At 65.0% G+C, this 25169-nt stretch carries 22 protein-coding genes; 5 read left to right on the forward strand and 17 right to left on the reverse strand.

The window, feature by feature from the left end; all coding sequences use genetic code 11:
* A complete protein-coding gene (locus ACWGXF_RS05050; RefSeq protein ID WP_039049388.1) occupies positions 1 to 1191 on the reverse strand; it encodes an efflux RND transporter periplasmic adaptor subunit in 1191 nt (396 codons plus the stop codon).
* 341 nt (positions 1192 to 1532) lie between these two features.
* Between ACWGXF_RS05050 and soxR the strand changes: the two genes are divergently transcribed.
* Positions 1533 to 2003, forward strand: a complete 471-nt coding sequence (gene soxR / locus ACWGXF_RS05055; RefSeq protein WP_452101732.1) for a redox-sensitive transcriptional activator SoxR — start codon at positions 1533 to 1535, stop codon at positions 2001 to 2003.
* A gap of 7 nt (positions 2004 to 2010) precedes the next feature.
* On the opposite strand, the gene hutG is transcribed toward soxR, so the two are convergent.
* From hutG to ACWGXF_RS05105, 10 genes are all read right to left on the reverse strand, one after another.
* Positions 2011 to 2826, reverse strand: a complete 816-nt coding sequence (gene hutG / locus ACWGXF_RS05060; RefSeq protein ID WP_012836664.1) for an N-formylglutamate deformylase — start codon at positions 2824 to 2826, stop codon at positions 2011 to 2013.
* Between the two features lie 41 nt (positions 2827 to 2867).
* The gene (locus ACWGXF_RS05065) at positions 2868 to 4295 is read right to left on the reverse strand and encodes a formimidoylglutamate deiminase (protein WP_452101733.1); all 1428 of its coding nucleotides are present in this window, start codon (positions 4293 to 4295) and stop codon (positions 2868 to 2870) included.
* On the reverse strand, positions 4292 to 5521 hold the full coding sequence (locus ACWGXF_RS05070; protein ID WP_452101734.1) for an MFS transporter: 1230 nt from the start codon (positions 5519 to 5521) through the stop codon (positions 4292 to 4294). The genes ACWGXF_RS05065 and ACWGXF_RS05070 overlap by 4 nt, the downstream gene beginning before the upstream one ends.
* A gap of 3 nt (positions 5522 to 5524) precedes the next feature.
* Positions 5525 to 6667 (reverse strand): histidinol-phosphate transaminase, encoded by a 1143-nt coding sequence (locus ACWGXF_RS05075; protein ID WP_034389962.1) that lies wholly within the window; start codon positions 6665 to 6667, stop codon positions 5525 to 5527.
* Positions 6664 to 8052, reverse strand: coding sequence for an FAD-binding oxidoreductase (locus ACWGXF_RS05080; protein ID WP_452101735.1), 1389 nt, complete (start codon positions 8050 to 8052; stop codon positions 6664 to 6666). The genes ACWGXF_RS05075 and ACWGXF_RS05080 overlap by 4 nt, the downstream gene beginning before the upstream one ends.
* Positions 8053 to 8077: 25 nt before the next feature.
* A complete protein-coding gene (gene hutI / locus ACWGXF_RS05085) occupies positions 8078 to 9340 on the reverse strand; it encodes an imidazolonepropionase (protein WP_039049383.1) in 1263 nt (420 codons plus the stop codon).
* A gap of 139 nt (positions 9341 to 9479) precedes the next feature.
* Positions 9480 to 10046, reverse strand: a complete 567-nt coding sequence (locus tag ACWGXF_RS05090; RefSeq protein WP_087865506.1) for a HutD/Ves family protein — start codon at positions 10044 to 10046, stop codon at positions 9480 to 9482.
* A gap of 107 nt (positions 10047 to 10153) precedes the next feature.
* Positions 10154 to 11485 (reverse strand): amidohydrolase, encoded by a 1332-nt coding sequence (locus ACWGXF_RS05095; RefSeq protein ID WP_052263523.1) that lies wholly within the window; start codon positions 11483 to 11485, stop codon positions 10154 to 10156.
* A gap of 20 nt (positions 11486 to 11505) precedes the next feature.
* Positions 11506 to 13203, reverse strand: coding sequence for a urocanate hydratase (gene hutU, locus ACWGXF_RS05100; protein WP_003069512.1), 1698 nt, complete (start codon positions 13201 to 13203; stop codon positions 11506 to 11508).
* Between the two features lie 42 nt (positions 13204 to 13245).
* Entirely contained in the window at positions 13246 to 14715 is a 1470-nt protein-coding gene (locus tag ACWGXF_RS05105) for a purine-cytosine permease family protein (protein WP_045839262.1), read from the reverse strand.
* Between the two features lie 144 nt (positions 14716 to 14859).
* On the opposite strand from ACWGXF_RS05105, the gene hutC (ACWGXF_RS05110) reads away from it, so the two are divergent.
* Entirely contained in the window at positions 14860 to 15576 is a 717-nt protein-coding gene (gene hutC, locus ACWGXF_RS05110; protein WP_202788022.1) for a histidine utilization repressor, read from the forward strand.
* A gap of 93 nt (positions 15577 to 15669) precedes the next feature.
* Here the strand turns inward: hutC (ACWGXF_RS05110) and hutH are convergent, their stop codons facing one another.
* The 6 genes from hutH to ACWGXF_RS05140 form a co-directional block, all read right to left on the reverse strand.
* A complete protein-coding gene (hutH, locus tag ACWGXF_RS05115; RefSeq protein WP_202788021.1) occupies positions 15670 to 17229 on the reverse strand; it encodes a histidine ammonia-lyase in 1560 nt (519 codons plus the stop codon).
* 67 nt (positions 17230 to 17296) lie between these two features.
* A complete protein-coding gene (gene hutC, locus ACWGXF_RS05120; RefSeq protein ID WP_003069519.1) occupies positions 17297 to 18064 on the reverse strand; it encodes a histidine utilization repressor in 768 nt (255 codons plus the stop codon).
* A gap of 10 nt (positions 18065 to 18074) precedes the next feature.
* The gene (locus ACWGXF_RS05125) at positions 18075 to 18854 is read right to left on the reverse strand and encodes an ABC transporter ATP-binding protein (RefSeq protein ID WP_087865504.1); all 780 of its coding nucleotides are present in this window, start codon (positions 18852 to 18854) and stop codon (positions 18075 to 18077) included.
* Positions 18854 to 19717, reverse strand: coding sequence for an ABC transporter permease (locus ACWGXF_RS05130; protein WP_452101736.1), 864 nt, complete (start codon positions 19715 to 19717; stop codon positions 18854 to 18856). Before ACWGXF_RS05130 ends, ACWGXF_RS05125 begins: the two co-directional genes overlap by 1 nt.
* Positions 19718 to 19734: 17 nt before the next feature.
* On the reverse strand, positions 19735 to 20703 hold the full coding sequence (locus tag ACWGXF_RS05135; RefSeq protein ID WP_034363122.1) for an ABC transporter substrate-binding protein: 969 nt from the start codon (positions 20701 to 20703) through the stop codon (positions 19735 to 19737).
* A 262-nt stretch (positions 20704 to 20965) separates the two neighbouring features.
* Positions 20966 to 21898: a LysR substrate-binding domain-containing protein gene (locus ACWGXF_RS05140; protein WP_080944432.1), complete on the reverse strand. Its 933-nt coding sequence runs from the start codon at positions 21896 to 21898 to the stop codon at positions 20966 to 20968.
* Here ACWGXF_RS05140 and ACWGXF_RS05145 point away from each other — a divergent pair.
* Genes ACWGXF_RS05145 through hutC (ACWGXF_RS05155) form a run of 3 tightly spaced genes read left to right on the forward strand, consistent with a single transcriptional unit; the run spans position 21877 to position 25127 of the window.
* A complete protein-coding gene (locus ACWGXF_RS05145; protein WP_256629503.1) occupies positions 21877 to 23166 on the forward strand; it encodes a CaiB/BaiF CoA transferase family protein in 1290 nt (429 codons plus the stop codon). The two genes, ACWGXF_RS05140 and ACWGXF_RS05145, sit on opposite strands and share 22 nt — an antisense overlap.
* 32 nt (positions 23167 to 23198) lie before the next feature.
* Positions 23199 to 24347 (forward strand): acyl-CoA dehydrogenase family protein, encoded by a 1149-nt coding sequence (locus tag ACWGXF_RS05150; RefSeq protein WP_256629501.1) that lies wholly within the window; start codon positions 23199 to 23201, stop codon positions 24345 to 24347.
* Positions 24348 to 24392: 45 nt separating this feature from the next.
* Complete coding sequence (gene hutC, locus ACWGXF_RS05155) at positions 24393 to 25127, forward strand: histidine utilization repressor (protein ID WP_223305653.1); 735 nt, start codon at positions 24393 to 24395, stop codon at positions 25125 to 25127.
* Positions 25128 to 25169: the final 42 nt, after the last annotated feature.

The raw sequence follows: 25169 nt of genomic DNA on the forward strand, positions 1-25169 counted from the left end.
TTACTGCGCAGCGGCGGGCGCAGGCTGCACGGCCGCTGCCGCCACCGGCCTGGGATTGACGGGCATGCCGGGGTAGTAGATGCGTTGCACGCCGCCCACCACCAGCCGGTCACCCGCGGTCAGGCCTTGTTCCACCAGGCGCCGGCCATCGACCATGCGACCCAGCGTGAGGTCGCGACGCTCGGCCACATTGCCTTCGCCCACCACATAGACGTACTTGCGGTCCTGGTCGGTGAGCACGGCCTTGTCGTCGATCAGCAACGCCTGGGGCTCGGCCCCCTGCGGGTCCGGGCCGCTTTGCATCTGCACGCGTGCGAACAGTCCCGGCGTCAGCACCCGATCGGGGTTGGCCAGGCGCGCGCGCAAACGCATGGTGCCCGTACCCGGCTGGAGCTGGTTGTCGCTGAAATCCAGCGTGCCCGCATGGGCAAAGCCGCTGTCGCCAACAAGGGCTACGCGCACCGCACGGCCCTGGCCGCTCAGGCCGGCCTTCTGGTAGCGCAGAAAGCTGTGCTCGTCGGCATCGAAATACGCATACACCGGGTCCTGCGAAACCAGGGTGGTCAGCACGCTCTGGTCGGCCTGGGCCATATTGCCCACGGTGAGCAAGGCGCGGCTGGCACGGCCCGTGATGGGCGCGCGCACCTCGGTGAAATCGAGCTGCAGCCGCGCGGTGGCCAGCTCGGCCTCGGCCGCGCGCACCTGGGCCGTGGCCTGGGCCAGTGTTGCGGCCCGCGTGTCGGCCTCCTCGCGCGAGACCGCATTCTCGGCCACCAGCTGGCGCGCGCGCTGGTCCTGCGTCTGCGCCAGCCCGGCAGCGGCACGCGCGCGTTCGAGCTGGGCCTGGGCGCTGGCCAGGGCCGCACGATAGGGCCGCTGGTCGATCACGAACAGCAGCTGGCCCTTCTTCACCTCCTGCCCCTCGGCGAAGGCGATGCGCTCGATATAGCCCGACACACGCGAGCGCAGCTGCACCGACTCCACGGCCTCGATGCGGCCATTGAACTCGTCCCAGGGGCGTATGGCCTGCAAGGCAACCTCGACTACCTGCACTTCGGGCGCGGGCGGCGGCCCGTTGCCGGCATGGGCATCGCCCGCGCCGGGACGGTCGCAGCCCGAAAGCAGGACCAGCGCCGCGAGGCCGCCGGCCAGCAGCAAGGGCCGCAGCGGCGGCGTGGAATGGACTGACATATGGACTCTCCCAGAATGAATGCGCCCGCCCTGCTGGCGGCAGCAGGCCTGACGGAACGGCCACCTCTGCCGATAAGACGCAGGAGCAGCCAGGCTTGTGACAAGCATTGGCAGGTGGCTGAGAGAGATTCGATAAAGATAGCTGCTACCGCACTTCACCAAACGACTTCAGGCACAAAACCATCTGAAGTCGTTTTTCATCATGCGGATACAGCTACGGTTATCAGAAGAACTCCGGCCAGCGCTTGGGCCGTTGATTGCGGCTCCACCGGCTATCGATCACAATGGCGGCATTCTTCAAGTTCAAGTTAACTTTAAGTCAAGCCCCGGAGAAAGACATCATGAAAACTGAGGATGATCCGCTGATGAGCATCAGCGACTTCGCGCAGCGCAGCGGCGTCAACGCATCGGCGCTGCGCTACTACGAGTCGCTGGGTCTGATCGAATCGGTGCGCAGCGCCGGCGGCAGGCGGCGCTACCACCGCTCGGGCCTGCGGCGCATTGCCTACATCGTGTTTGCACAGCGCGTGGGCTTCACGCTGGAGGAGATCGCCGCGCAGCTGGCACGGCTGCCGACGCGGCATGTGCCCACGGGCGGCGACTGGCAGAAGATGTCGCGCATCTGGCAGCAGCGGCTGGACGAGCGCATCACCGAGCTGCAGCGCCTGCGCGACAGCCTCAACCAGTGCATAGGCTGCGGCTGTCTGTCGCTCAAGGTCTGCAGCATGTACAACCCCGGCGACCAATGCCAGCGCGGCGGCCCAGGGCCGCGCCGCTGGCTAGGCGACGAGCTGCAGGCCGAGGGCCACTAGCCTCGGCTCAGCGGCCGCTGGCCTGGGCGAAGGCCAGCACGGCCTGCAGCAGACGCTGCATGGTGGGCTGGATACGCGCCGCGACCTCGGGCAGGTAGTCAAAAGGCATCTGCTCCTGCATATAGCTGGACTGTGTCATCTCCAGCTGCACGGCATGGAAGCCCTGCTCCGGCTGACCATAGTTGCGCGTGATGAAGCCGCCCTTGAAGCGGCCGTTGAGCACGCTGGTGTGGTCCGGTGCCTGCCGTGCAATGTCCAGCAGTTGCTGGGCCAGCGCCGGCGCGCAGCTCTTGCCGTCGGCGGTGCCCAGGTTCAGGTCGGGCAGCTTGCCCTCGAAAAAGCGCGGCAGCACCGAGCGGATGCTGTGCGCATCCCACAGCATGGCCACGCCATGCTGGCTCTTGATGCGGTCGAGCTCGGCGCGCAGCTGCGCATGATAGGGCTGCCAGTAGAGTTCGCGGCGGCGCGCGACTTCTGCCTCGTCGGGCTCCAGGTCCTTGCTGGCATACAAGGGCTTGCTGTCGAAGCCGTCAACCGGACACAGCCCGGTCACGCTCTGGCCCGGATAGAGGCTGGCACCATCGGGCGGACGGTTCAGATCGATGACATAGCGCGAATGCGTGGCAACCAGAATGGATGCGCCCAGCGCCTTGGCGAAGTCGTAGAGCTGCGGCATATGCCAGTCGGTGTCGTGGACTTCGCGCCCTTCGGGCGTGAGCCTGGCCGCAATGTCGGCCGGTACATGGGTGCCGGTATGCGGCATGGAAATCAGCAGCGGTGCCGTACCCTGGTGGAAGACAAAGGGGGCGATGGCTTGGCTCATGGAGCGTCTCTCTTCTGTCAAAAATCTGAATGCAGCCGCCCTCAGGCGCCTTGCAGCAATGCCTTGCGGGCCAGGACAAAGCCCTGTTGCGCGACCTCGTGCAGCGCATGGCGGCCTGCCTGCACGCGCTGCTGGCCGCGAACCCAGACATCGGCTACGGCCGAGGTGCGATGGCTTGCAAACACATGGGCTGCATGGCCGCTGTCGGCTGGCAGGCCGTTGAGGGCCACATGCCGGGCATCGAGCACCACGAAGTCGGCCTGCTGGCCCACGGCCAGACCGGAAATGGCGCGGCCGGATGCCTGGGCACCGCCGGCCACCGCCTGCAAGGTCATGGAGGTCGCCACCTGGGGGTGGGCACCGCCGCCGAGCACATTGCGCTGGCGCAGGTTCAGGCGCTGGCTGTATTCGAGCATCAGCAGCTCTTCGGCCGCGTTGACCGTGGCGTGGCTGTCCGAGCCAATGCCCCAGCGGCCGCCATGCCTGAGCCACGCCGGCATGTCGAAAATCCCATCACCGAGGTTGGCTTCGGTGGTGGGACAGATGCCGGCCACGGCAGCGCTGCGAGCCGCGCCCGCATATTCCTCGGGCGTCATATGCGTGGCATGAACCAGGCACCAGCGCGCATCGACAGGCGCATGCTCGAGCAGCCATTGCACGGGGCGCTGACCGCTCCAGGCCAGGCAGTCATCGACCTCCTGGGTCTGTTCGGCGATATGGATGTGCACCGGCGCCTTGGGCAGCATGGCGTGCAGGCCTGCGAGCGCGGTCTTGAGGCTGTCCGGCGGCACGGCGCGCAGCGAATGCGGAGCCAGGCCCAGGGCTGCCTGCTGCGCTCTGGTCACGGGCTCCAGCTGCTGCAGCAAGGAGAGCATGTTGTCCGTGCTGCGAATGAAGCGAGCCTGATCCTCGCGAGGCGGCAGCCCCCCGAAGCCGCTGGTCTGATAGAGCACGGGCAGCAAGGTCATGCCTATGCCGGTCTTCTGCGCCGCACGCAGCAGTGCCAGGGACAGGCTGGCATCGTTGGCATAGGGCTTGCCGCCGGCATCATGGTGCACATAGTGGAACTCGCAGACCGAGGTGTAACCTGCCTCCATCATCTCCAGGTACAGCCAGGTCGCAATCGCTTCCAGCGCCTCGGGTGTCATGCGGTTGGCAAAGCCGTACATCAGCTTGCGCCAGCTCCAGAAGCTGTCCTGCGCCTGGCCACGGAACTCGGTCAGACCGCCGAACGCACGCTGGAAGGCATGCGAGTGCAGATTGGGCATGCCCGGGATCACCGGGCCGGCGGCGCGGATGGCGGTATCGACCTCGCCGGCCTCGCCGCTTTGCGGATCCACATCGGTGAGCACCTCGGCCAGACGCCCGCTCTCATCCCAGCTGAGCAGGACATTGCGCGCCCATCCCGTGGGCAGTAAGGCGTCTTCGGCAAACAGTGTGCCGCTGGAGGAGGAAGAGTGCATGATCATTTCGAAATGCCTGAAGGAGATGAAACCAAACGCTGGCCACGGGCCGCAAGCGCCAGCGCAGCCACAGCCAGCAAGGCCAGCGCGGCGCTGACCTGGATGGCCTGGGTGTAGCCGCCAGTCTGGTCGAACACCCAGCCGGACGCGCTGGCGCCGACGACTGCCGCCAGCCCCACGCTGATGTAAAGAATGCCCAAAATGGCACCCAGCCGCAAGGTGCCGAACCACTGGGCGGCAAGGACGGGAAACAGGGCGATGCAGCCGCCATGCGCCGCGCCGAACAGCAGGGCAAACACGGCAAGCGCGGCCCAGCCATGGGCCTGCCACCACAGCAAGTGCAGCAGGGCCAGGAAAATGCTCAGACCCATGAGCAGACGCAGAGCTCCCAGCCTGTCGCCGAGACCGCCCAGCAGCGGCCGGCCCAGCACATTGCCAGCGCCTATCAGGGCGATCAGCCACTGGCTTGAAACGGCATCGATATCCAGGCCCTGGGCCATGGGAGCGATATGCACCAGGCCCGCAAACAGGCTCACCGAAGCCAGGAAAATGGCGAGGAAAAACCAGCCGAAGCTGCTGCTGCGCACGGCCTGGGACAGCTCCATGCCCTGTGCCTGGGCTGCAGCCAGGGCAGGGTGGGGATCGCCGTCGCAGCTCAGACCCAGCTGCGATGGCTGGCCGACCATGGACAGCGCGGCCGGCAGTCCCAGCAGCAAGATGGCCAGCGCAAACCACTGCATGGTGATCTGCCAGCTCTGCAACTCCAGCAGCCAGCCCGCAAACAGCGGCGCGGCGAAGGTGCCGACGCCGGTGCCGGCCGAGGCCAGGCCGGAGGCACGGCTGCGCAGCCGTATGAACCAGCGCTGCACGGCCACCAGGGCCGGTACGTAGATCAGGCCCACACCACCGCCCACGAACAGGCCGAAAACCACGAACAGCTGCGCCAGCGAACGGGTCTGGCTGGCCAGCGCAAAGCCTGTGGCCAGCAGCAAGACCCCCGCACCGGTCACGCGGCGCAGGCCTATGCGGTCGGCCAGAGGGCCGGCAACAGCGCCCACGCAGTAATACAGCAAAGCCGTCACGGCAAACAGCGAGCCCACCGAGAAACGGCCCGCATCGAACTGCGTCTGGGTGCTCTTGAAAAAAGCGCCAAAGGAATAAGCTGCACCGAAGGCCAGGGCGAGCAGGCCATGGGCCGCCGCCACAATCGTCCAGCCCCGGAACAGCTTCATGGCTCAGGCCTCGAGTGCGGCCAGCAAGGCCTGTACAAAACGCGCGTTGTCGCCTTCGGTGCCTATGGACACGCGCAGGAAATGCTCGAAGCCGGGCTCCTTCCAGGGTTTGACGATCACGCCCTGCCTGAGCAGCGCTTCGGTCACCGGGCCATTGGGACGGCCGAGGTCGAGAAACAGGAAGTTGGCTACCGAAGGCGCAATGCGCAGGCCTTGCAGCGGCCGGCCCGGCCCTGCCAGCGCCAGCAGCTGTCTGCGCAGATCTTCGCGCAGCGCCACCGTGGTCGCCACACCGCTGCGCATGTGCGCGGGATCGTTCCAGGCGGCCAGCGCCGCGCGCTGGGCCGCCATGTTCACATTGAAGGGCGAGCGCACCTTGTCCATCAGGCTCACCAGCTCGGCGCTGTCGGCCATGCCGTAGCCCACGCGCAGACCGGCCAGGCCCCAGGCCTTGGAGAAGGTGCGCAGCACGATCCAGGGCCCGACACGCGCCTCCAGCATGGCCAGCACATCGGGGTAGTCATCGTCATGCAGCGCGTATTCGTAATAGGCCTCATCCACCACCAGCACGGTGTTGGCGGGCGTGGCCTCCAGCACCTGCGCAAACTGCGCCGCATCCATCATGCAGCCCACGGGGTTGGACGGGTTGGGCAGGAAGGCGATCTTGGGGGCCTTGGCCACGGCAGCGCACCAGGCGCCCAGATCGAAGCCCAGCTCCTCGTTGAGGTCGAGGAGCTCGACCTCCGCGCCCATCATCTTTGGATAGATTTCGTGCAGGCCGAACACGGGACGCTGGGTCACCACCAGATCGCCGGGAGCGAGAAAGACCTCGCAGAGAATCTTGATCAGGTCTTCCGAGCCGTCGCCGAACACCAGACGCCCGGCGGGCAGCCCGGTGCGCTCGGCAATGGCTTCGCGCAAGGCCGTGCAGTTGGCATCGGGATAGTTACCCACATCATTGGCCACATCGGCAATCGCCCGGCGCACCGAGGCGCTGGCACCGAAGGGATTTTCATTGCTGGCCAGTCGCGCGATATCGGTCACGCCATAGCGCGCCCGCACCGCTTCGTTGGACAGGCCGGCGTTGTACGCGGGCAGCGGGCGCACCTGGGCCCGGGCCAGCGAGGCCACCAGGGAATTCGTCATAGATCAAACACCTTTCCAGGATTCATCAGGCCCAGTGGATCGAGGGCCAGCTTGATGGCCCGCATCGCCGCCAGCTCTGCGGGCGTGCGGCTGTCGCTCAGATAAGGCTTTTTGTGCAGGCCGATGCCGTGCTCCGCGGAGACGCTGCCCTGCATCTCGCCCACGATGCGGTAGAGAAGCTCCTCCACCTGCTCGCATTCGCCGTTGACGGTCTTGCCATCCACCGAGACATGGAGGTTGCCGTCGCCCACATGGCCGAAGTACAGCGCCTGGTGACCAGGCCAGCGCGCGGCGAAAGCCTGCATGCAGGCTTCGGCAAAGCGGCCGATGTCGGCCTGGGGCAGGCTCACGTCGAAGTTGATTGCGGGATGCATATTGTTGTTGAGCTCGGCCGGGGCCTCGCGCAGCTTCCACAGCTGCTGCACCTGGGCGACCGACTGGGCCACGATGGCATCGAGCACCTCGCCGGCCTCCATGGCTTCCTCAAGCACCTGCTGCAGATCGCCCTGCAGCTGCACCTCGTCCTTGCCGTCCACATTGATCAGGGCCAGCAGGGGGTAGCGCTGCTCAAAAGGCGCAGCGAGCTTGAGCCAGGCCATGGAGGCCTGCACAAAGCTGTCCCACATCAGCTCGTAGGCCGCGACGCTGTTGCCGAAGCGCGACTGCATGCGCTTGAGCACGGCCAGCGCCGAGTCGAAATCGGGCATGGCCACCAGCGTCGTGGCCGTGGCCTGGGGCGCGGGGCGCAGGCGCAGCAGCACGCGCGTGATGATGCCCAGCGTGCCTTCGGCTCCGATGAAGAACTGCTTGAGGTCGTAACCCGTGTTGTTCTTGATCATGGGACGCAGCATGGGCAGCACCGTGCCGTCGGCCAGCACCACTTCCAGGCCCAGCACCTGCTCGCGCATCATGCCGTGCTGCAGCACGCCGTTGCCGCCCGCATTGGTGGAGACGTTGCCGCCGATCTGGCAGCTGCCGCGAGCACCGAGATCCACACCGAACACCATGCCGACATCGACGGCCGCCTCCTGCACGGCTTGCAGGGTGACGCCGGCCTGCACCTGCATCAGCCCGGTCTTGGCATCGATGTCCTCGATACGGTTCATGCGATCCAGCGACAGCGCGACAGCGCCCTCCGTAGGGACCGCGGCACCGGCCAGCCCGGTCAGCCCTCCCTGCGGAACCACCGCAACCCTGTGGGCGCTGCACAGACGCATGACCGCGCTGACTTCCTCCGTGGTCCGTGGGCGCACCAGCGCCAGCGGCTGCTGGGGCGGCGTGCCGCTCCAGTCGGTGCGGCTGCGCTCGGGCGTGTCCGTGCCGCGCAGCACCACATCGGCGCCCAGGGTGGAAATCAGTTCATTGAGAAATTGTTCGTGAGACATCAGCAACCTTTCGCGCTCCCCGCATTCAGGCTTTGGCTTGCCGCGCAATCAGGCCCTGGCGCACCACCGTACAGTCAGGCTTGCTGCCGAACCAGTAGGCCAGCTCGGCAGCCTGCTTCACGGGCCAGAGCACGAAGTTGGCGGGACGGCCCACGGCAATCAGGCCTTGCTCGTCCTGCAGACCCAGAGCCTGCGCGGCATGCCGGGTGATGCCGGCCAAAGCCTCGGGAACCGTCAGACGGAACAGCGTGCAAGCCATATTGGCCATGAGCAGCAAGCTCAAGCACGGGGAGGTACCCGGATTGTGATCGGTAGAAACGGCCATCGGGACCTTGGCGGCCCTTAATTCCTCAATCGGCGGCACTTTGGTGTCGCGCAGCGTATAGAAGGCTCCGGGCAGCAGCACGGCCACGGTACCGGCCTTCTTCATCTCGTCAATGCCGTGTTCGGACAGGTGCTCGATATGGTCGCAGGACAGCGCGCCATAGCGGGCCGCGAGGGCTGCTCCCTCCATATTCGACAGCTGCTCGGCATGCAGCTTGACGGGCAGGCCCAAGGCCTTGGCCGCCTGAAAGACCTGCTCGGTCTCGGCCAGCGAGAAGGCGATGCGCTCGCAGAACACGTCGACGGCATCGATCAGGCCTTCGGCGGCCAGCGCCGGCAGCATGACCTGGCAAACCAGATCCGTGTATTCCTGGCTGCGGCCCGCGTACTCAGGCGGCAGCGCATGGGCCCCTAAAAAGGTGGTGCGCACGGTCACGGCACACAGCTCGCCCAGGCGCCTTGCGGCACGCAGCTGCTTGCGCTCGTGTTCCAGGGCCAGGCCGTAGCCCGACTTGATCTCTATGGCCGTCACGCCTTCGGCCAGCAACTGCTCGAGACGCGGCAGCGCCAGCGCCACCAGCTCGTCCTCCGACGCTTCGCGCGTGGCCCTGACGCTGGAGACGATGCCTCCGCCGGCCCTAGCCACTTCCTCGTAGCTGGCCCCGGCCAGGCGCATGGCGAACTCGTTGGCACGCTCGCCGCCATAGACCAGGTGGGTGTGGCAGTCGATCAGGCCCGGCGTGGCCAGGCGCCCTGCGCCATCATGCCGGGGCAGCGCCTGGTATTCGGCGGGCATGGCATCCTGCGGGCCCACCCAGACCATGCGGCCTTGCTGCACCACGATACAGGCCAGCGTGCCCTCGGGAATATCCGCCACTTCGGAGACATACAGCTCCGGCGCCAGACGCAGGTTGTACCAGCAGCCGTCGGCAGAGACTGCGGGATGGGAAATAACTTGCGTCATGGCGATGCTCCTAGTGTTCGATTACGGCAATTCAAACCATGAAACTACTGATTTCATAGCTTCATGCGCTTGCCACTCCTGATTTCTCATATCAATACGCATTGAAACGTCCAATTCAAGGGTGCAAGCTGCTCGTGTTTTAGCTGTGCGGCGTCAGGCTGACCAGGATCAGCCTGGCCTGCTCGTCCTGCGCCAGCAGCGGCTCGGCCTGGGGGCTGGTCCACCAGAGGCCTTGACCGGCTTGCAGTATCCGCCCGTCGGCGCATTTCCAGCCACCCTCGAGCACCATGCAAAGCCCTGCGGCGCTCAGCCCCGCCTCTGCCCGGCCGCCGAGCTGCTCCAGACTGGCCGACCACTGTCCGCGCCGGGTCATGACATTGAAGTCGCTGGACGGCCCGCCCAGCAGATCGCAATCCAGCGCCATATCGCCCGAAAAGGCGAAGGGCTGCCAGCGCTCGGTCAATGCATGCTCGAGCCCGGCCTGTGCGCTGTGCAGCCGTACCCCGTCGCCATCGAGCAGCATGATCTGGCGGTCTATGCCCGGAAATGCAGAAAACGGGCCGGCCTGGGCAATCGTGGCCACGCTCACGCGCCAGCCAAAGCTGTCCATGCCCGCACCCTGCGGCCAGCAGGCAATCTCGCGCGTGCTGCCGCCCCCGTTCTTCCACGGGCTGGGCGCAATCTGGTTCAGGTCAAAGCGTTGCATCGATCAAAAGCACAAAAATTAAAACAAAACGCCGCGCTAGAACCGGCGTGCCCCAGCGCGGAAGTACCGAGCAGGGGCCGCAGCCGTCTGGCAAGCAATAATGCGTGTCAAGGCTTGTCCAGGAAGCCCAGCGCCGCCAGGCTCATGGCCTTCACGCCGGTCTTGATGGAAGGCTCCGGCAGCGGCGCGAACTGCGGCGAGTGGTTGAACACCAGCGGCTTGCCGCCGGGGCGCTGCGAGGCAGCCACTTCCTGCGGGTCGGTGACGCCGACCAGGAAGAACATCGAGGGCACGCCCTCGGCGCCGTATTCGGCGAAGTCTTCGCTGGTGGTCAGCGGCGGCGTGCGCGTCACGTTGTCGGCCCCCAATGCGGCCTTCAGCACCGACTCGACCTTCGCCACGACGGCCGGGTTATTGACGGTGGCGGAGCTGGTGTCCGGCAGCGCGATATCGGGCTCCGGCGCGCCAGCCGCTGCGGCCGAGGCAAGCGCGACACGGCGCACGCCGTCGAGCAGTTGTGCCCGCACCGCCGGTGCGTAGCTGCGGATCGTGCCGCGCAGCACCACCCGGTCGGGGATGATGTTGCCCGAGCTGCCCGCCTGCATCGCGCCGATGGTGACGACGCCGAACTCCATCGGGTCCTTGTCACGGCTGACGACCGACTGCACGTCGACGATGAAGCGCGCGGCAATCATCACCGGATCGAGCGCCTTGTGTGGCGCCGAGCCGTGGCCGCCACGGCCCTTGAAGGTGATCTGCACCTCGTTGGCGGCCGAGGTCATCGGTCCCACCGCATAGCTGACGGTGCCGATGGGGCGCGGGTCGGTGTGCAGCGCCAGCGCCACGTCGGGCTTGGGAAAGCGGGTGAACAGGCCGTCGGCCAGCATGGCACGCGCACCGGCGCCGGTTTCTTCCGCGGGCTGGGCAACCAGCATGAGCGTGCCGCGCCACTGCGACTTCAGAGCCGACAGCGTGCGCGCCACGCCGACCCACGCCGCCATGTGAACGTCGTGGCCGCAGCTATGCGCCACGAAGGTCTCGCGGCCGTTCCAGGTGGTCTTGGCGCGGCTGGCATAGGGCAGGCCGGTCTTTTCCTCCATAGGCAGCGCGTCCATGTCGGTACGGACCATCACCGTGGGGCCCGTGCCGTTGCGCAGCAGGGCCACCACGCCGGTCTTGCCGACCTGCTCCGTCACCTCGAAACCTAGGCCGCGCAGTTCCTTCGCCAGCCGGGCGGCGGTTCGGGTCTCGGCAAAGCCCAGTTCGGGGTGGGCGTGCAGATCCTTGTACAGCGTATCCAGCTGCGGGTACATCTCGCCCAGCAGGCGATCGATCGCGGCGGGCTCCTGCGCGGCTGCCCAGCCGGGCACCAGCAGCGCCGCAGCCAGGGCAACGCCGCGCAGCAATGCGGGAGCACGGAGGATTCTCCGTTGAGTCATGTGCGCGGCGGCCATGGCGCTTACTTCACCATGGGCAGCTTCAGGCCCTGCTTGCGTGCGGTCTCGATGGCCAGCTCGTAGCCTGCGTCCGCATGGCGCATCACGCCCGAGCCGCAGTCGTTGACCAGCACGCGCGCCAGCCGCGCGGCGGCTTCATCGGTGCCGTCGGCCACGATGACCATGCCGGAGTGCTGCGAGTAGCCCATGCCCACGCCGCCGCCGTGGTGCAGGCTGACCCAGGTGGCGCCGCCGGCAGTGTTGAGCAGGGCGTTGAGCAGCGGCCAGTCGGAGACGGCATCCGTGCCGTCCTTCATGGCTTCGGTCTCACGGTTGGGGCTGGCCACGGAGCCGGTATCCAGGTGGTCGCGGCCGATGACGATGGGGGCCTTGAGTTCGCCGTTCTTGACCATTTCATTGAAGGCCAGGGCCGCCTTGTGGCGCTCGCCCAGACCCAGCCAGCAGATACGTGCGGGCAGGCCCTGGAAGGCGATGCGCTCGCGCGCCATGTCCAGCCAGCGGTGGGTGTGCTTGTTCTCGGGGAACAGTTCCTTGATCTTGGCGTCGGTCTTGTAGATGTCCTCGGGGTCGCCCGACAGCGCCACCCAGCGGAACGGGCCCTTGCCCTCGCAGAACAGCGGACGGATGTAGGCGGGCACGAAGCCGGGGAAGTCGAAGGCGTTCTTCACACCCTCGTCGAAGGCCACCTGGCGGATGTTGTTGCCGTAGTCCACCGTGGGGATGCCCATGGCCTGGAAGTCCAGCATGGCCTGCACGTGCACGGCGCAGCCCTGGGCCGCGGCCTTGGTCAGCTTGGCGTGCTGGCTGGGGTCGGCAGCGGCTGCTTCCCACTGTGCCACGGTCCAGCCCACGGGCAGGTAGCCGTTGATCAGGTCGTGGGCCGAGGTCTGGTCGGTCACGATGTCGGGCTTGGGACCGCCGGCCTTGGCGCGCTTGACCAGCTCGGGCAGGATTTCAGCGGCATTGCCCAGCAGCGCGATGGAGACCGCCTCACCCTTTTCGGTGTGATGCTTGATCAGGGCCAGCGCGTCGTCGACGTCCTTGGCCTGCTTGTCCACATAGCGGGTGCGCAGACGGAAGTCGATGCTGGACTGCTTGCATTCGATGTTCAGCGAGCAGGCGCCGGCCAGCGTGGCGGCCAGGGGCTGGGCGCCGCCCATGCCGCCCAGGCCAGCCGTGAGAATCCACTTGCCGGTCAGGTCGTTGTTGTAGTGCTGGCGACCGGCTTCGACAAAGGTCTCGAAAGTGCCCTGCACGATGCCCTGGCTGCCGATGTAAATCCAGCTGCCGGCCGTCATCTGGCCGTACATGAACAGGCCCTTGCGGTCCAGCTCGTTGAACTTCTCCCAGGTGGCCCACTTGGGCACCAGGTTGGAGTTGGCGATCAGCACACGGGGCGCGCCCGGATGGGTCTTGAACACGCCCACAGGCTTGCCCGACTGGACCAGCAGGGACTCGTCCTCATTGAGTTCCTTGAGGGAAGCCAGGATCTGGTCGTAGCACTCCCAGTTGCGGGCGGCGCGGCCGATGCCGCCGTAGACCACCAGGGCTTGCGGGTTCTCGGCGACCTCGGGGTCGAGGTTGTTCTGGATCATGCGGTAGGCCGCTTCGGTCAGCCAGTTCTTGCAGCTGAGCTGGTTGCCGCGAGGGGCGCGGATGACGCGGGTGGGGTCGATGCGCGAATCGTTAGGGGTAGTCATGGCTGCTCCTTTGACAGTAATGGAGAGAATATGGAAAAGGCGTTACGGCTCGGCTCGGAAGCGGGTTGCCTCGGCGTAGAAGTCGGGCTCGACGGCTGGGGCCGGGCTGCACTTGGGATAGATCATGGCCGCAGGCACCTTCATGGACCGCTTGGCCAGTGGGTAGTACACCAGCGATGTCACCAGCAGGCTGACGATCCAGGAGATGTCGGCACCGCCCAGCATGGAGGCGAGCGGACCCTTGTACAGCGCCTGGTTCAGAAACGGGATCTGCACCAGGATGCCCAGCACATAGCAACCCAGCGCCATGAAGTTGTAGCTGCCATAACGGCCCTGAGGGTCGTATAGCGCGGGAATGTCGACCCGCTCCTTGGACACCAGGTAGTAGTCCACCAGATTCACCGCGCTCCAGGGCACGAAGACGGCGAGCAGCAGCAGCACGAAGTTCTTGAAGTTGTTCAGGAAATCGGCGCTGGCCAGCAAGGCCACCACCAGCGACAGCAGCACGAAGCCGACGATGTAGGCGATGCGCGCGACGGGCGAGATCTGCGTCTTGTTGTTGAAGCCGCTGACCGTGGTCAGGATGGTCATGAAGCCGCCGTAGGCATTGAGGCAGTTCACCGTGAGCTTGCCCGAGACGATCACCAGGTAGATCACGATGGCGGCCGGGCCGGCCAGGTCACCGATGAAGCCGACCTGGTTCTTCAGGAACTGGCCCCCCAGCGCGGCGACCAGCACACCCAGCGTCATGGCGATCTGCGCGCCGATCACGCTGCCCATGAAGGTGGTGGTGAAGGCCCGCGACGTAGGCGTGTTGGACGGCAGGTAGCGCGAGTAGTCGGCGACGTAGGGCGCGAAGGTCATCTGCCAGCCGGCCGACAGCGCGATGGTGAGCAGGAAGCTCGCCCAGGTGAAGGGCTTCTGGCCGAAGGCGCTGGCCACGTCGTACTGCATGCCCAGGCGCACGGCCAGGTAGGCAAAGCCCAGCAGCCCGATCACCGTGGCCACGCGGCCGAGCACGTGGATGAGGCGATAGCCCACCACGGCCACGATGGCGGTCAGCGTGCCGAAGATGATCATGCCGGTCTGCGGGGCCGAGAAATCGAACATGCGGTTGATGGCCTGGCCCGAGAGAACCGTGCCCGTGGCCGCGAAGCCCAGGTACATGAGGATCACCAGCAGCAGCGGCAGGGCCGCGCCCTTGACGCCGAACTGCACGCGGCTGGAAATCATCTGGGGCAGGCCCAGGCGCGGGCCCTGGGCCGAGTGCAGGGCCATGACGATGCCGCCGAGGATGTTGCCGATCAGCAGACCGATGATGGCCGTCATGGCCTCCGCGCCGAACACGATGGCCAGCGCTCCGTCGACAATGGCCGTGATCTGGCAATTGGCTCCGAACCAGAGGGTGAACTGGCTGGAGGGCGAGCCGTGGCGCTCGCTCTCCGGAACCATGTCTATGGTTCTGGTCTCGATGGCGCCAGAGGAACCCAGCGTTGCTGTATCAATACTCATGAATTGCTCCGTCAATCCCTCTGGATGTCTCTTATATGTCCGAACAACTTTCATTTATTTTTGCGAAGTTGTATAGACGAATTTTGTGATTTACTCCCACCCACGTCAATCATCTAGACAGCTTTTCTGATCCACACAAACCCTATGTCGCGAACCGATACCACCGCCGCCGTACCTGCGTTCCAGCGCATCAAAGACCATGTGCTGCAGCAGATTCAAAGTGGCGTATGGCAGGAAGGCCAGGCCATTCCCAGCGAGGCCGCCCTGGTCAAGCAGTTCAATGTGGCGCGCATGACCGTCAACCGCGCGCTGCGCGAGCTCAGCGACGAAAAGACACTGACGCGCGTCCAGGGCTCGGGCACTTTCGTGGCCCAGCAGAAGTACCAGGCCACCCTGGTCGAGCTGCGCAATATCGCCGACGAAATTGGTGCACGCGGCCACCGGCACCGGGGGGAGCTGCAGCGGCTCGAGCGCTGCAAGGTCGATGCCGCCCTGCTGCGCCAGTTCGAGCTGAGCGCCGCCACCCATCTGTTTCACTCCGTGGTCGTGCACTTCGAGAACGATGTCCCCATCCAGGTCGAAGACCGCTATGTGAATCCGGCCGTGGCTCCCGACTATCTGAGCCAGGACTTTGCAAGCCAGACTCCCAATGCCTACCTGGTGCGCGTGGCTCCGCTGCAGGGCGTGAATTTCTCCATCGAAGCGAGCATGCCCACGGCCGAGGTGGCGGAGCTTTTGCGCATGGAGGTCACCGAACCCTGTCTGGTATTGCGCCGCAGAACCCGCTCCCAGGGCCAGGTGGCCTCGGTTTCGGCCCTGTGGCACCCGGCTTCGCGCTATCAGTTCGCCGGCAGTTTCTGACCCGCCGCCCCGGCAAGCGCAGCCGGAACGCCGCCCCGCAACGGCAAGAACCGCTCTTGCCCGATGCTTGCGGCGTGACGGCATGGTGGCGGCTCAGACCGCGTTGCTCGGCAGAATGCTCTGCAACACCTCGGGCCAGGCGGTTTCCAGCGCCCACAGACGCATGATTTCGATATCGGGGGCCAGATAGCGGTCCTTGTCCAGGTAAGGCACCTGGCTGCGGATCAACGCGTACTGCTCCTCGATCAGCGGCGAGCTCTTGAGCCGGCGATCGAAGTCCATGCCCTGGACCGCGGCCATGGCCTCCACGCCCACGATCACGGCCGTGTTCCTGACCATGTCTGCCAGGCGACGCGCGCCATAGGTGGCCATGGAGACATGGTCTTCCTGGTTGGCCGAGGTGGGCAGGCTGGTCACGCTGCTGGGATGGGCCAAGCACTGGTTTTCCGCCGCAAGGGCAGCCGCCGTGACCTGGGCGATCATGAAGCCCGAGTTGACGCCGCTGTCCTCGATCAGAAAGGCCGGCAGGCGCGATAGTCCGGTGTCCAGCAGCAAGGCCATGCGACGCTCGGAGATGGCGCCGATTTCAGCGATCGCCAGGGCCATGATGTCGGCGGCGAAAGCCACGGGTTCTGCATGGAAGTTACCGCCCGAAATCACGTCGCCGTTGTCGAACACCAGCGGATTGTCCGAGGCGGCATTGGCTTCGATGACCAGCACGCGCGCAGCATGGCTGAGATTGTCCAGGCAGGCGCCCATGACCTGCGGCACGCAGCGGATGGAATAGGGGTCCTGCACGCGCCCGCAATTGGGGTGCGAGGGGTCGATGGCGCTGCCGTCCAGCAGCGAACGCACGGCAGCCGCCACGGCGATCTGTCCATGCTGGCCGCGTGCCGCGTGGATGCGCGCATCGAAGGGCTTGATGGAACCCTGTATGGCTTCCAGCGTCAGGCAACCGGCGACCAGTCCTGCGGCCAGCACGCTTTCGGCCTGGAACAGGCCGGCCAGCGCCAGCGAGGTGGAGACCTGGGTTCCATTGAGCAACGCCAGCCCTTCCTTGGGGCCGAGCACAAAGGGCTCCAGGCCGATATGCTGCATGGCCTCACGGCCGGAAACGAGCTTGCCGCCCACCTTGGCCTGCCCCTCGCCGATCAGCACGCAGGCCAGGTGCGACAGCGGCGCCAGATCGCCCGAAGCCCCTACCGACCCCTTGGAGGGAATCACGGGCAGGACATCGGCATTGGCCATGGCCAGCAGCGCGTCCACCAGCGCCGTGCGGGCTCCCGAATGCCCGCGGGCCAGACTCACGGCCTTGGTGGCCAGCACCAGGCGCACCACATGATCCGGCAGCGGCTCGCCCGTGCCCACGCTGTGCGAAAGCACCAGATTGCGCTGCAGCTCGGCCAGGCGCTCATGCGCGATCTTGGTCGAAGCCAGCTTGCCGAAACCGGTGTTGATCCCGTAGACCACCTGGTCTTCATCGACGATGTGCTGCACATGGGCCTCGGCCTTGCGCATGGCCGCATAGGCGGCCTGCGCCATGCTGAGCTGCACGCCGCCGTCCTGAATGCGGCGCAGCTGAGCCAGCGTGAGCTCGCCGGGATGCAGTTCCAGTTCGGAGTTCGAGAGCTCTTGGGTGGTGGTAGTGTTCATGGCTATACCTGTCTATACAGTCAAGAGAAACAAAAACGTACTGAGGGATTCAAGGGCCTGGCCGGGATCAGCCGCCGTGCACTGAATCGGTTCGGAAACGGCTACCGAGTCGGTAGCGCATGCCCGGATGCACGCAATGCACCCAGGTGATAGGGACGCCGCGCAGCCAGGTACGGCGCGTGAGCATCAGGCAAGGCTGGTCGAGAGCCATCTGCAACAGCCGGGCCTGCTCGGCCGTCGGCAAGATCGCATCGACCACATGCTCGATCTGGTCGTACTGCACATTGCGCACCAGATAGACCGAGGGTTGCACGGCAGAGAAATCCTGGTCCATGAAGTCGGGGACCAGACGGGGGTTCACATAGCGGTCTTCGATCTGAACCGGCAGCTCGTTTTCGAAGTGCACGCCATGCAGATGAAAGACCGAGGCGCCGACCGCCAGGTCCAGCGCCGCGGCGACCTCGGGCGAGGCGGACTCGCGGCGCATATCGAGCAGCTCGAAGCGATGGTCATGCCCGCGCTGGGTGATCTCTTCACCGATATTGGCGATGCGCAGCAGGGTCGATTGCGGCTTTTCCTCGGCCACGAAAGAGCCGACCCCCGCCACACGCACAATCACGCCCTGCTCTGCCAGTTCGCGCAGCGCACGGTTCACCGTCATGCGCGCCACGCCGAACTCGTTCACCAGCTCCTGCTCGGAAGGTACGCGCGCACCGGCCGCCAGAGAACCGTCGCCGATCTTGCGCAGCACATGGTCCTTGACCTGCTGATACAGCGCGAGCGGCATCTGGGCTGCAGGAGCTGTCTTGCGCTGGGCAGGGTCTCGGACATTCATGATGCAGGCCTCAGTGAGCAGCCGCAGCCAGTGACTCGGCGCGAATCTCTTCCGTCAACCGTGCCTTGAGCTCCATGAACTCGGGCGAGGTCTTGACGGTGTAATGCCGCGGGTGCGGCAGATGGACCGGAATGTCTGCCTTGATGCGGCCCGGACGCGCGCTGAACACGGCCACGCGATTGGCCATGAAGATGGCTTCATCGATATCGTGGGTCACGAACATCACCGTCTTACGCTCGGCCTCCCAGATGCCCAGCAGCAATTCCTGCATCAGAACCCGGGTCTGGTTGTCCAGCGCACCGAAGGGCTCGTCCATGAGCAGGATCTTGGGGTCGTTGGCCAGCGCACGCGCGATCGCCGTGCGTTGCTGCATGCCTCCAGACAGCTGCTTGGGGTAGTGATTCTCGAACCCGCGCAAACCCACCTTGGCAATGAAATAGTCGCTGCGCTCTTTCTGGATGGCTTCGCTCGCGCCTTTCTCGCGCAGGCCGAAGCGGATGTTCTGCGCCACGGTCAGCCAGGGGAACAAGGTGTAGCTTTGAAACACCATGCCGCGGTCAGCGCCGGGCTCCTGCACCAGTTTCCCATCCAGCAGCACCTGCCCTGTCGTCGGAAAATCCAGGCCCGCAACAATGCGCAGCATTGTCGATTTGCCGCAGCCGGAGGGCCCGAGAATGGTCACGAAATCGTTCTCGCGGACCTCGAAATCCACTGGCAAAAGAGCCTGGGTGCTGACGCCTTTGTGGCTGGTGAAGGTGCGCGAAACGCCTTGAATGGACAGCTGGTTCATCACAGGGAACTCCATTCGAACATGCGACGGTTGACGGTTTTGAAGATGAAATCCGACACCAGACCGATGAGCCCGATGATGATGATGCCGAAGATGATCTGTCCGGTGTTGAGCAGCGCCTGGCTGTCGGTGATCATGTGCCCGATGCCCGAGGACGAGCCGATCAGCTCGGCAACGATCACATAGGTCCAGGCCCAGCCCAGCACCAGGCGCAGGGTTTCCGCGATGCCCGGTGCGGCACCGGGAATCAGCACCCGCTTGACGATGCCGGTATTGCTGGCACCCAGTGTGTAGGCGGCCTCCACCAGGTCCTTGCGCGCACCGCCCACGGTCACGGCCACCATGAGGGTGATCTGGAACACGGAGCCGATGAAGATGACCAGCAGCTTCTGGGCTTCGCCCACGCCGGCCCAGAGAATCAGCAGCGGGATAAAAGCCGAGGCGGGCAGGTAGCGGCAGAACGAGACAAAGGGCTCGCAGAACGCCTCCACAGGCTTCCAGGCCCCCATGGCAATGCCCAGCGGCACGGCTACGACGCTGGCCAGGATGAAGCCCCCCATGACGCGCCATACGGTCATACCGATGTCATGGTGAAAGTCGAACTCCGTGAACAGCAAAATGCCTTCGCGCAGCATCGTCAGCGGGCTGGCGAGAAAGGTCGGCGAGACCAGTCCGCCAAAGGTGACGGCCGACCAGATCAGCAGGAACAGCACGAAGAAGCCCGTGCCCAGCAGCCATTTGGCCTTGGGGCTGACGGGCTCCAAAGGGGCCATATAGCGCCGGCGAGCCGGCCTCAAGGAAGGCGATGCCACCTGAACCGATGCGGGTGATGCAGACTTGATAGAAGGTGATACCGCTTCCATTTGCAACCTCTTTGCGCTTACTTGATGAAGCTGGCGTCGTACATGACGCCGTAGTTCTCAGGAATGCTGCGGATCACGCCAGCTTCCTTGAGGATGGCGGCAGACTCCTTCATGAAAGGCAGCAGATCGCTGGCAAAGAACTTCTGGTTGGCCTCCTTGTCCGACCATTTCAGAAAGGCTGCCGACTTGCCGAACTGCTCGCCGCTTTGCTTGACGGCCGCGCCCATGATTTCGTAGCTCTTTTCCTTGTCGGAATTGATCATGGCGATGGCATCGAAATAGGACTGGGTCAGCGCCTTGGCGGCTGCCGTGTTGGCCTTGAGCCACTTGGGATCGCAGCCCACGGTATCCATCACCATCGGGTAGTCGATGGTGGTGGCCAGAATCTTGCCGGCGCTGGGGTTGGCACGCACCGTGGACAGATAGGGCTCATAGGTCATGGCCGCATCGTTCTGACCGGAGACAAAGGCCTGTGCCGCAGGCTGAGGCTCCAGCGACACGGTCTTGATGTCCTTCATGGTCATGCCGTTCTTGTTCAGCATCCAGGCCAGCCCGAAGTAGGGAGCCGTACCCGGCGCGCTGACGGCGACGGTCTTGCCTTTCAGATCGGCAAAGTTCTTGACGTCGTTGCGCACGGCAATGCCGTCCGCGCCATAGGACTTGTCCATCTGGAAGATCTGCACGATCGGCACACCATTGGTGTTCCAGGCCACATGCGTCTCCACGGTGGTGGCGGCGCATTGCACGGCCCCCGAGGCCAGCGCCAGATGCCGGTCCTTCTGGGGAATCATCTTGATTTCGACATTGAGGCCGTTTTTCTTGAAGATCCCGGCCTTGTCCGCGAGCGTCAGCGGCGCGAAGCCTGTCCATCCCGACATGCCCAGGACGATCTTGGTCTCCTGAGCCGCTGCATGTTGTGCAGCAGACACTAGAACGGTTGCGGCTAATGCCAGTTGCCAGATTGGAACGCGACGTGTCGATTTCATGGGACTCTCCTCGGTCGATGCCAGAGCAGTTCGGTTGTTGATGCGGACTTCAAGCCTTGCACGACAGTGCAGACAGCGAAGTTTGCGATTGCTGATTGAACATGTATATACAGGCTTACCCGAGCGCCATAGTTGCCGCATTTCCCAGCTGTATAGACATGAGTCAACAATCCACAAGAGCAAGCTATGTGCCAACTCGCTCGCCCACAGACCACCACCGCCGGCTCCTGGGGTCGCGCACCAAAACAGTACCCGCGTTGCGCTAGTCGGGTGCAATCACGCTTTTTGCCACGGTCAGAAATGGTGCAATCAGCGCCGAGGCATTGCTCCTGGGCACCGACAGCACCACGGCCTGCTTGGCGACGCGGCCCTTGATTCTTTTGCAGACCAGCCGCTTGCCGTCGTGGGTTCGGTCGACCACCGGCCGCGTGGTCAGAACGCTGACGCCATGCCCGTTGGCGACCATGGAACGCACCAGTTCTATCGACGCCAGTTCATAGTTCACCGTGGGAACCACGCCCGCCTCCCGAAACAGCGAGAGAAAGTACTCTCGGCTCTGAGGCAGGTTGATCAGCAGCAACGGCGACTGGGCCAGCTCCGCCAGGCTCACGCTGGGCGCCGCAGACAGGGCGTGCCTGGCAGGCAGCAAGGCATAGGGCGGCAACGCGGCAACCGGGTGCATGGTCAGCAAAGGGCGAGCCAGGCCCAGGTCATATTGCAGTGCGGCATGGATCTCCCCTCGCTCCACTTGCCGCGTCAGGGAGGCGATGTCCCCTTCGATCAGCTCGATGTCGATGGACGGGTGGCGCTTTTGCATCTGGGTGAGCAGTTGCGGAATCCACAGCGCGCCCAGCGTGCTCAGAAAGCCCAGCCTCAGCGTGCCGGAAACCGCCTGCTTGCGTGGCTCCTGAAGCAGTTGCGCAGCCTCCAGAAGACTCAGGGCCTCCCGGCTTCTGGCCAGTCCTGCCGCGGTCAGGTCCAGCCCGACGGCATGTTTGCGCACAAAAAGCTTCTCGCCCCATTGGGCCTCCAGGTCGGCAATCGCCTTGGAGATGGAGGGCTGTGAAACATTGATGGCCAGCGCCGCCTTGGCCGTGCTGCCGTGGCGTGCCGCGGCGACAAAATATTCGAGCTGGCGCAGATTTATCTGAATCAATTTTTTGAATCCAGTGAATGGGAAATGAATATTTTCCATTGATTCATGTTTTGGGCAGCATGCAGGCATCGTTTCAGATCAACAGCAGGACTCCCATGCTTGCATCAACCGAAAAAACTGCCGCCCGTCCGCTGGACGGCATCCGCATCCTGGACTTCACCCGGGTTCTGGCGGGCCCCATGTCCACGGCCTTGCTGGCCGATCTGGGCGCGGAAGTCGTGAAGGTGGAGCCGCCCCAGGGCGACGACTACCGCGCCATCGGCCCCATGAAGAACGGGCAAAGCGCCTTGTTCACGGTCATGAATCGCAACAAGCAAAGCCTGGTGCTGGACCTCAAGCATGCGGATGCGGTCGCCGTGGTGCATGAACTGGCCCGGCAGGTCGATGTGGTGGTCGAGAACTTCAGGCCGGGCGTGGCCGAGCGCCTTGGCATCGGCCCCGAAACGCTGCGCGCCCTCAATCCCCGGCTGGTGTATGTCAGCGTCTCCGGCTTCGGCCAGACCGGCCCGCTGGCCCACCGCCCGGCCTACGACATCATTGTTCAGGCCATGAGCGGCCTGATGGAGGCCACGGGCGAGCCTCAAGGCGCGCCCACCCTGGTCGGCGAGGCGGTCAGCGATGTGGTTGCCGGCCTGTTTGCCTCCTGGGCGACACTGGCGGCCCTGTTGCAGGCGCAGAGAACCGGAGTCGGCCAGCATGTCGATGTCGCCATGTTCGACACCACGCTGAGCTTTCTGGCGACATCGATGTCGCGCTATCTGTTCACCGGCCAGCCTGCCCGGCGTGTGGGCAACCGGCATCCGCTCTCGGCGCCGTTTGGCGTCTACAGGGCACGTGACGGCCATTACGCTCTGGCCGTGCTCAACAAGAAGCTGTTCGACGCCACCGCTGCCGCGATGGACCAGCCCGAGCTGGCCAGCGATCCGCGTTTTGCCAGCGATGAAACCCGCTCGACCAACGAGCCCGCATTGCGCGCCGCGCTGGAGGGCTGGAGCACGCAGCACGACGTGGCCGATGTGGTCGCGCGGCTCGAAGCCGCAGGCGTTCCCGCAGCCCCCATCTGGAACATAGAGCAGGCCCTGAACTCCGAGCAGATCCGCTCGCGTGGCCTGCTCTGCGAGGTCGATGACGAACGCCTTCCGGGCCTTCAGCTGCCGACACAGCCCGTGCATTTCAACGGCGCTCTGCCCAATCGTGCGCAACGCGCACCGGCACTGGGCGAACACACGGAGCTGCTGCTGCAAAGCTGGCTGGGCCGCAGCACGGATGCCATTGCCGCCTTGCGCGAAGCAGGCGCTTTGGGTTGATTTTGATAGCAAGAAAACAAGGAGAGACCGCCATGTCATTGATTCGTCTGGGCGCGACCGAAGAAGATCAGGCCGTTGCCGATGCCGTTGCACGCTTTGCCGAGGAAACCCTGGCCCCCGTGGCCCAGGCCATGGACGAGGAAGCCTTTTCCGCCACGCGCCATGTGCCCGGCCTGTCCGCGCTGGGCGTGATGGGCATGAATCTGCCGGAACGCTTTGGCGGACCGGGCGTCACCCCCACCGCCATGCTGATGTCGCTGGTCGCCATCTCGCGCGCCTGCGCCGCGACCTCGTCCATGGTCGGTGCTCACTACCTGGGCACGGATGCCGTTCTCATTGGCGGCGATGACAGCCAGCGTGAGCAATGGCTGCCGCGCTGCGCCAGCGGGGAATGGCTGGCGGCCTTCGCGCTGACCGAGCCGCGCGGCGGCTCCCACCCTGCAGACATGCGTACCCGGGCCGTGCGCGACGGCGACGACTATCTGATCACGGGCGTCAAGCACTTCATCTCGAATGCGGCGGAGGCCCGCTTCATGGTGGTGTTCGCCAAGACCGATGCGGAGGCTGCGGCACGCGGGGTCAGCGCCTTCATCGTGCCGCGCGATCTGCCCGGCATACAGATTTCGTCGCCCGAGAAGCTCATGGGCATTCGCGGCGGCCATGCTTTTGAAGTTTCGCTGGACAGCGTGCGCGTTCCTGCGGCCAACCGCCTCGGTGCCGAGGGCACCGGCTTCAAGACCGCCATGAAAGTGCTGGACAACAGCCGCCTGGACGTGGCTGCGACCTCTCTGGGCATTGCCGAGGCCGCACTCAAGGCGGCGGCCGACTGGGCCAACCAGCGTCTGGTGGGCGGCGAACCGATAGCCAACAAGCAGGGCATACAGTTCAAGCTCGCCGACATGAAGCTGCGCCTGGAAGCCGCCTGGGCGCTGACCATGCAGGCCCTGGCACTGCGCCAGCAGGGCCAGCCCTTCACCCAACAGTCGGCCATGGCCAAGCTGTTCGCCTCGGAGATGGCGGGCTTCGTAACCGACGAGGCGCTGCAGATCCATGGCGGCTACGGCTATACCCGGGAAATGCCCCTGGAGCGCTATGTGCGCGATGCCCGCATCCTGCGCATCTACGAAGGATCTTCCGAGATTCAGCGCACCATCATTGCACGCTCCGTATTGAACGCTTAGAAGGCGCAGCGGCACCCGGCCGGATTTGCTGGTGTAATCCACTCCATGGACAAACACTCTTCCATGTCGCTGCACGGGAAAATTCTCACCGAGATTGAACAGAACATTCTCAGTGGCCGCTGGCCGCCCGGCTATCGCATCCCGTCGGAGATGGAGCTGACCGTCCATTACCAATGCTCGCGCATGACGGTGAGCAAGGTGCTCAACAAGCTGGCAGAAGCCGGTCTGCTGGTGCGCAAGCGCAAGGCGGGAAGCTTTGTGACGCGCCCGCAAACCAGCTCTGCCGTGCTGGAGATTCCCGATCTGCGCCAGGTGGTGCTGGGCATGGGCCAGGAGTATTCGAGCAGGCTGCTCGGCCGCACGCAGCGGCGCAGCACGCGCGAGGACATGGAGGCCATGCGCATGGCCCGGCCGGCCTCCATCGTCCATGTGCTGTGCCTGCACATGGCGGGATCGCGTCCGTTCTGCATCGAAGACCGCCTGATCAATCTCGAATCCGTGCCGGACGCCGAGCACGAGCCTTTCACCGAGCACAGTCCCAGCTCCTGGATGGTCAACCATGTGCCCTGGAGCTCGGCCGAACACCGCATTCGTGCCGAGGCGGCCAGCGAGGAAACCGCCGGCTTGCTGGAGATCAAGCCCGGCTTTCCCTGTCTCGTGATCGACCGCCGTACCTGGACCGGGCAGTTGCCCATCACCTTTGTGCGCCTGACCTATCCCGCCGATCTCTACGAGCTGGATGCGCATTTTTCACCCTCCACCATAGGGCAGGCTGGCTGATTGCGCATAACCCGGCCCGGGCAGCGCGCCGGGTCGCGGCGC

Source organism: Comamonas sp. HJ-2, from assembly GCF_053615495.1.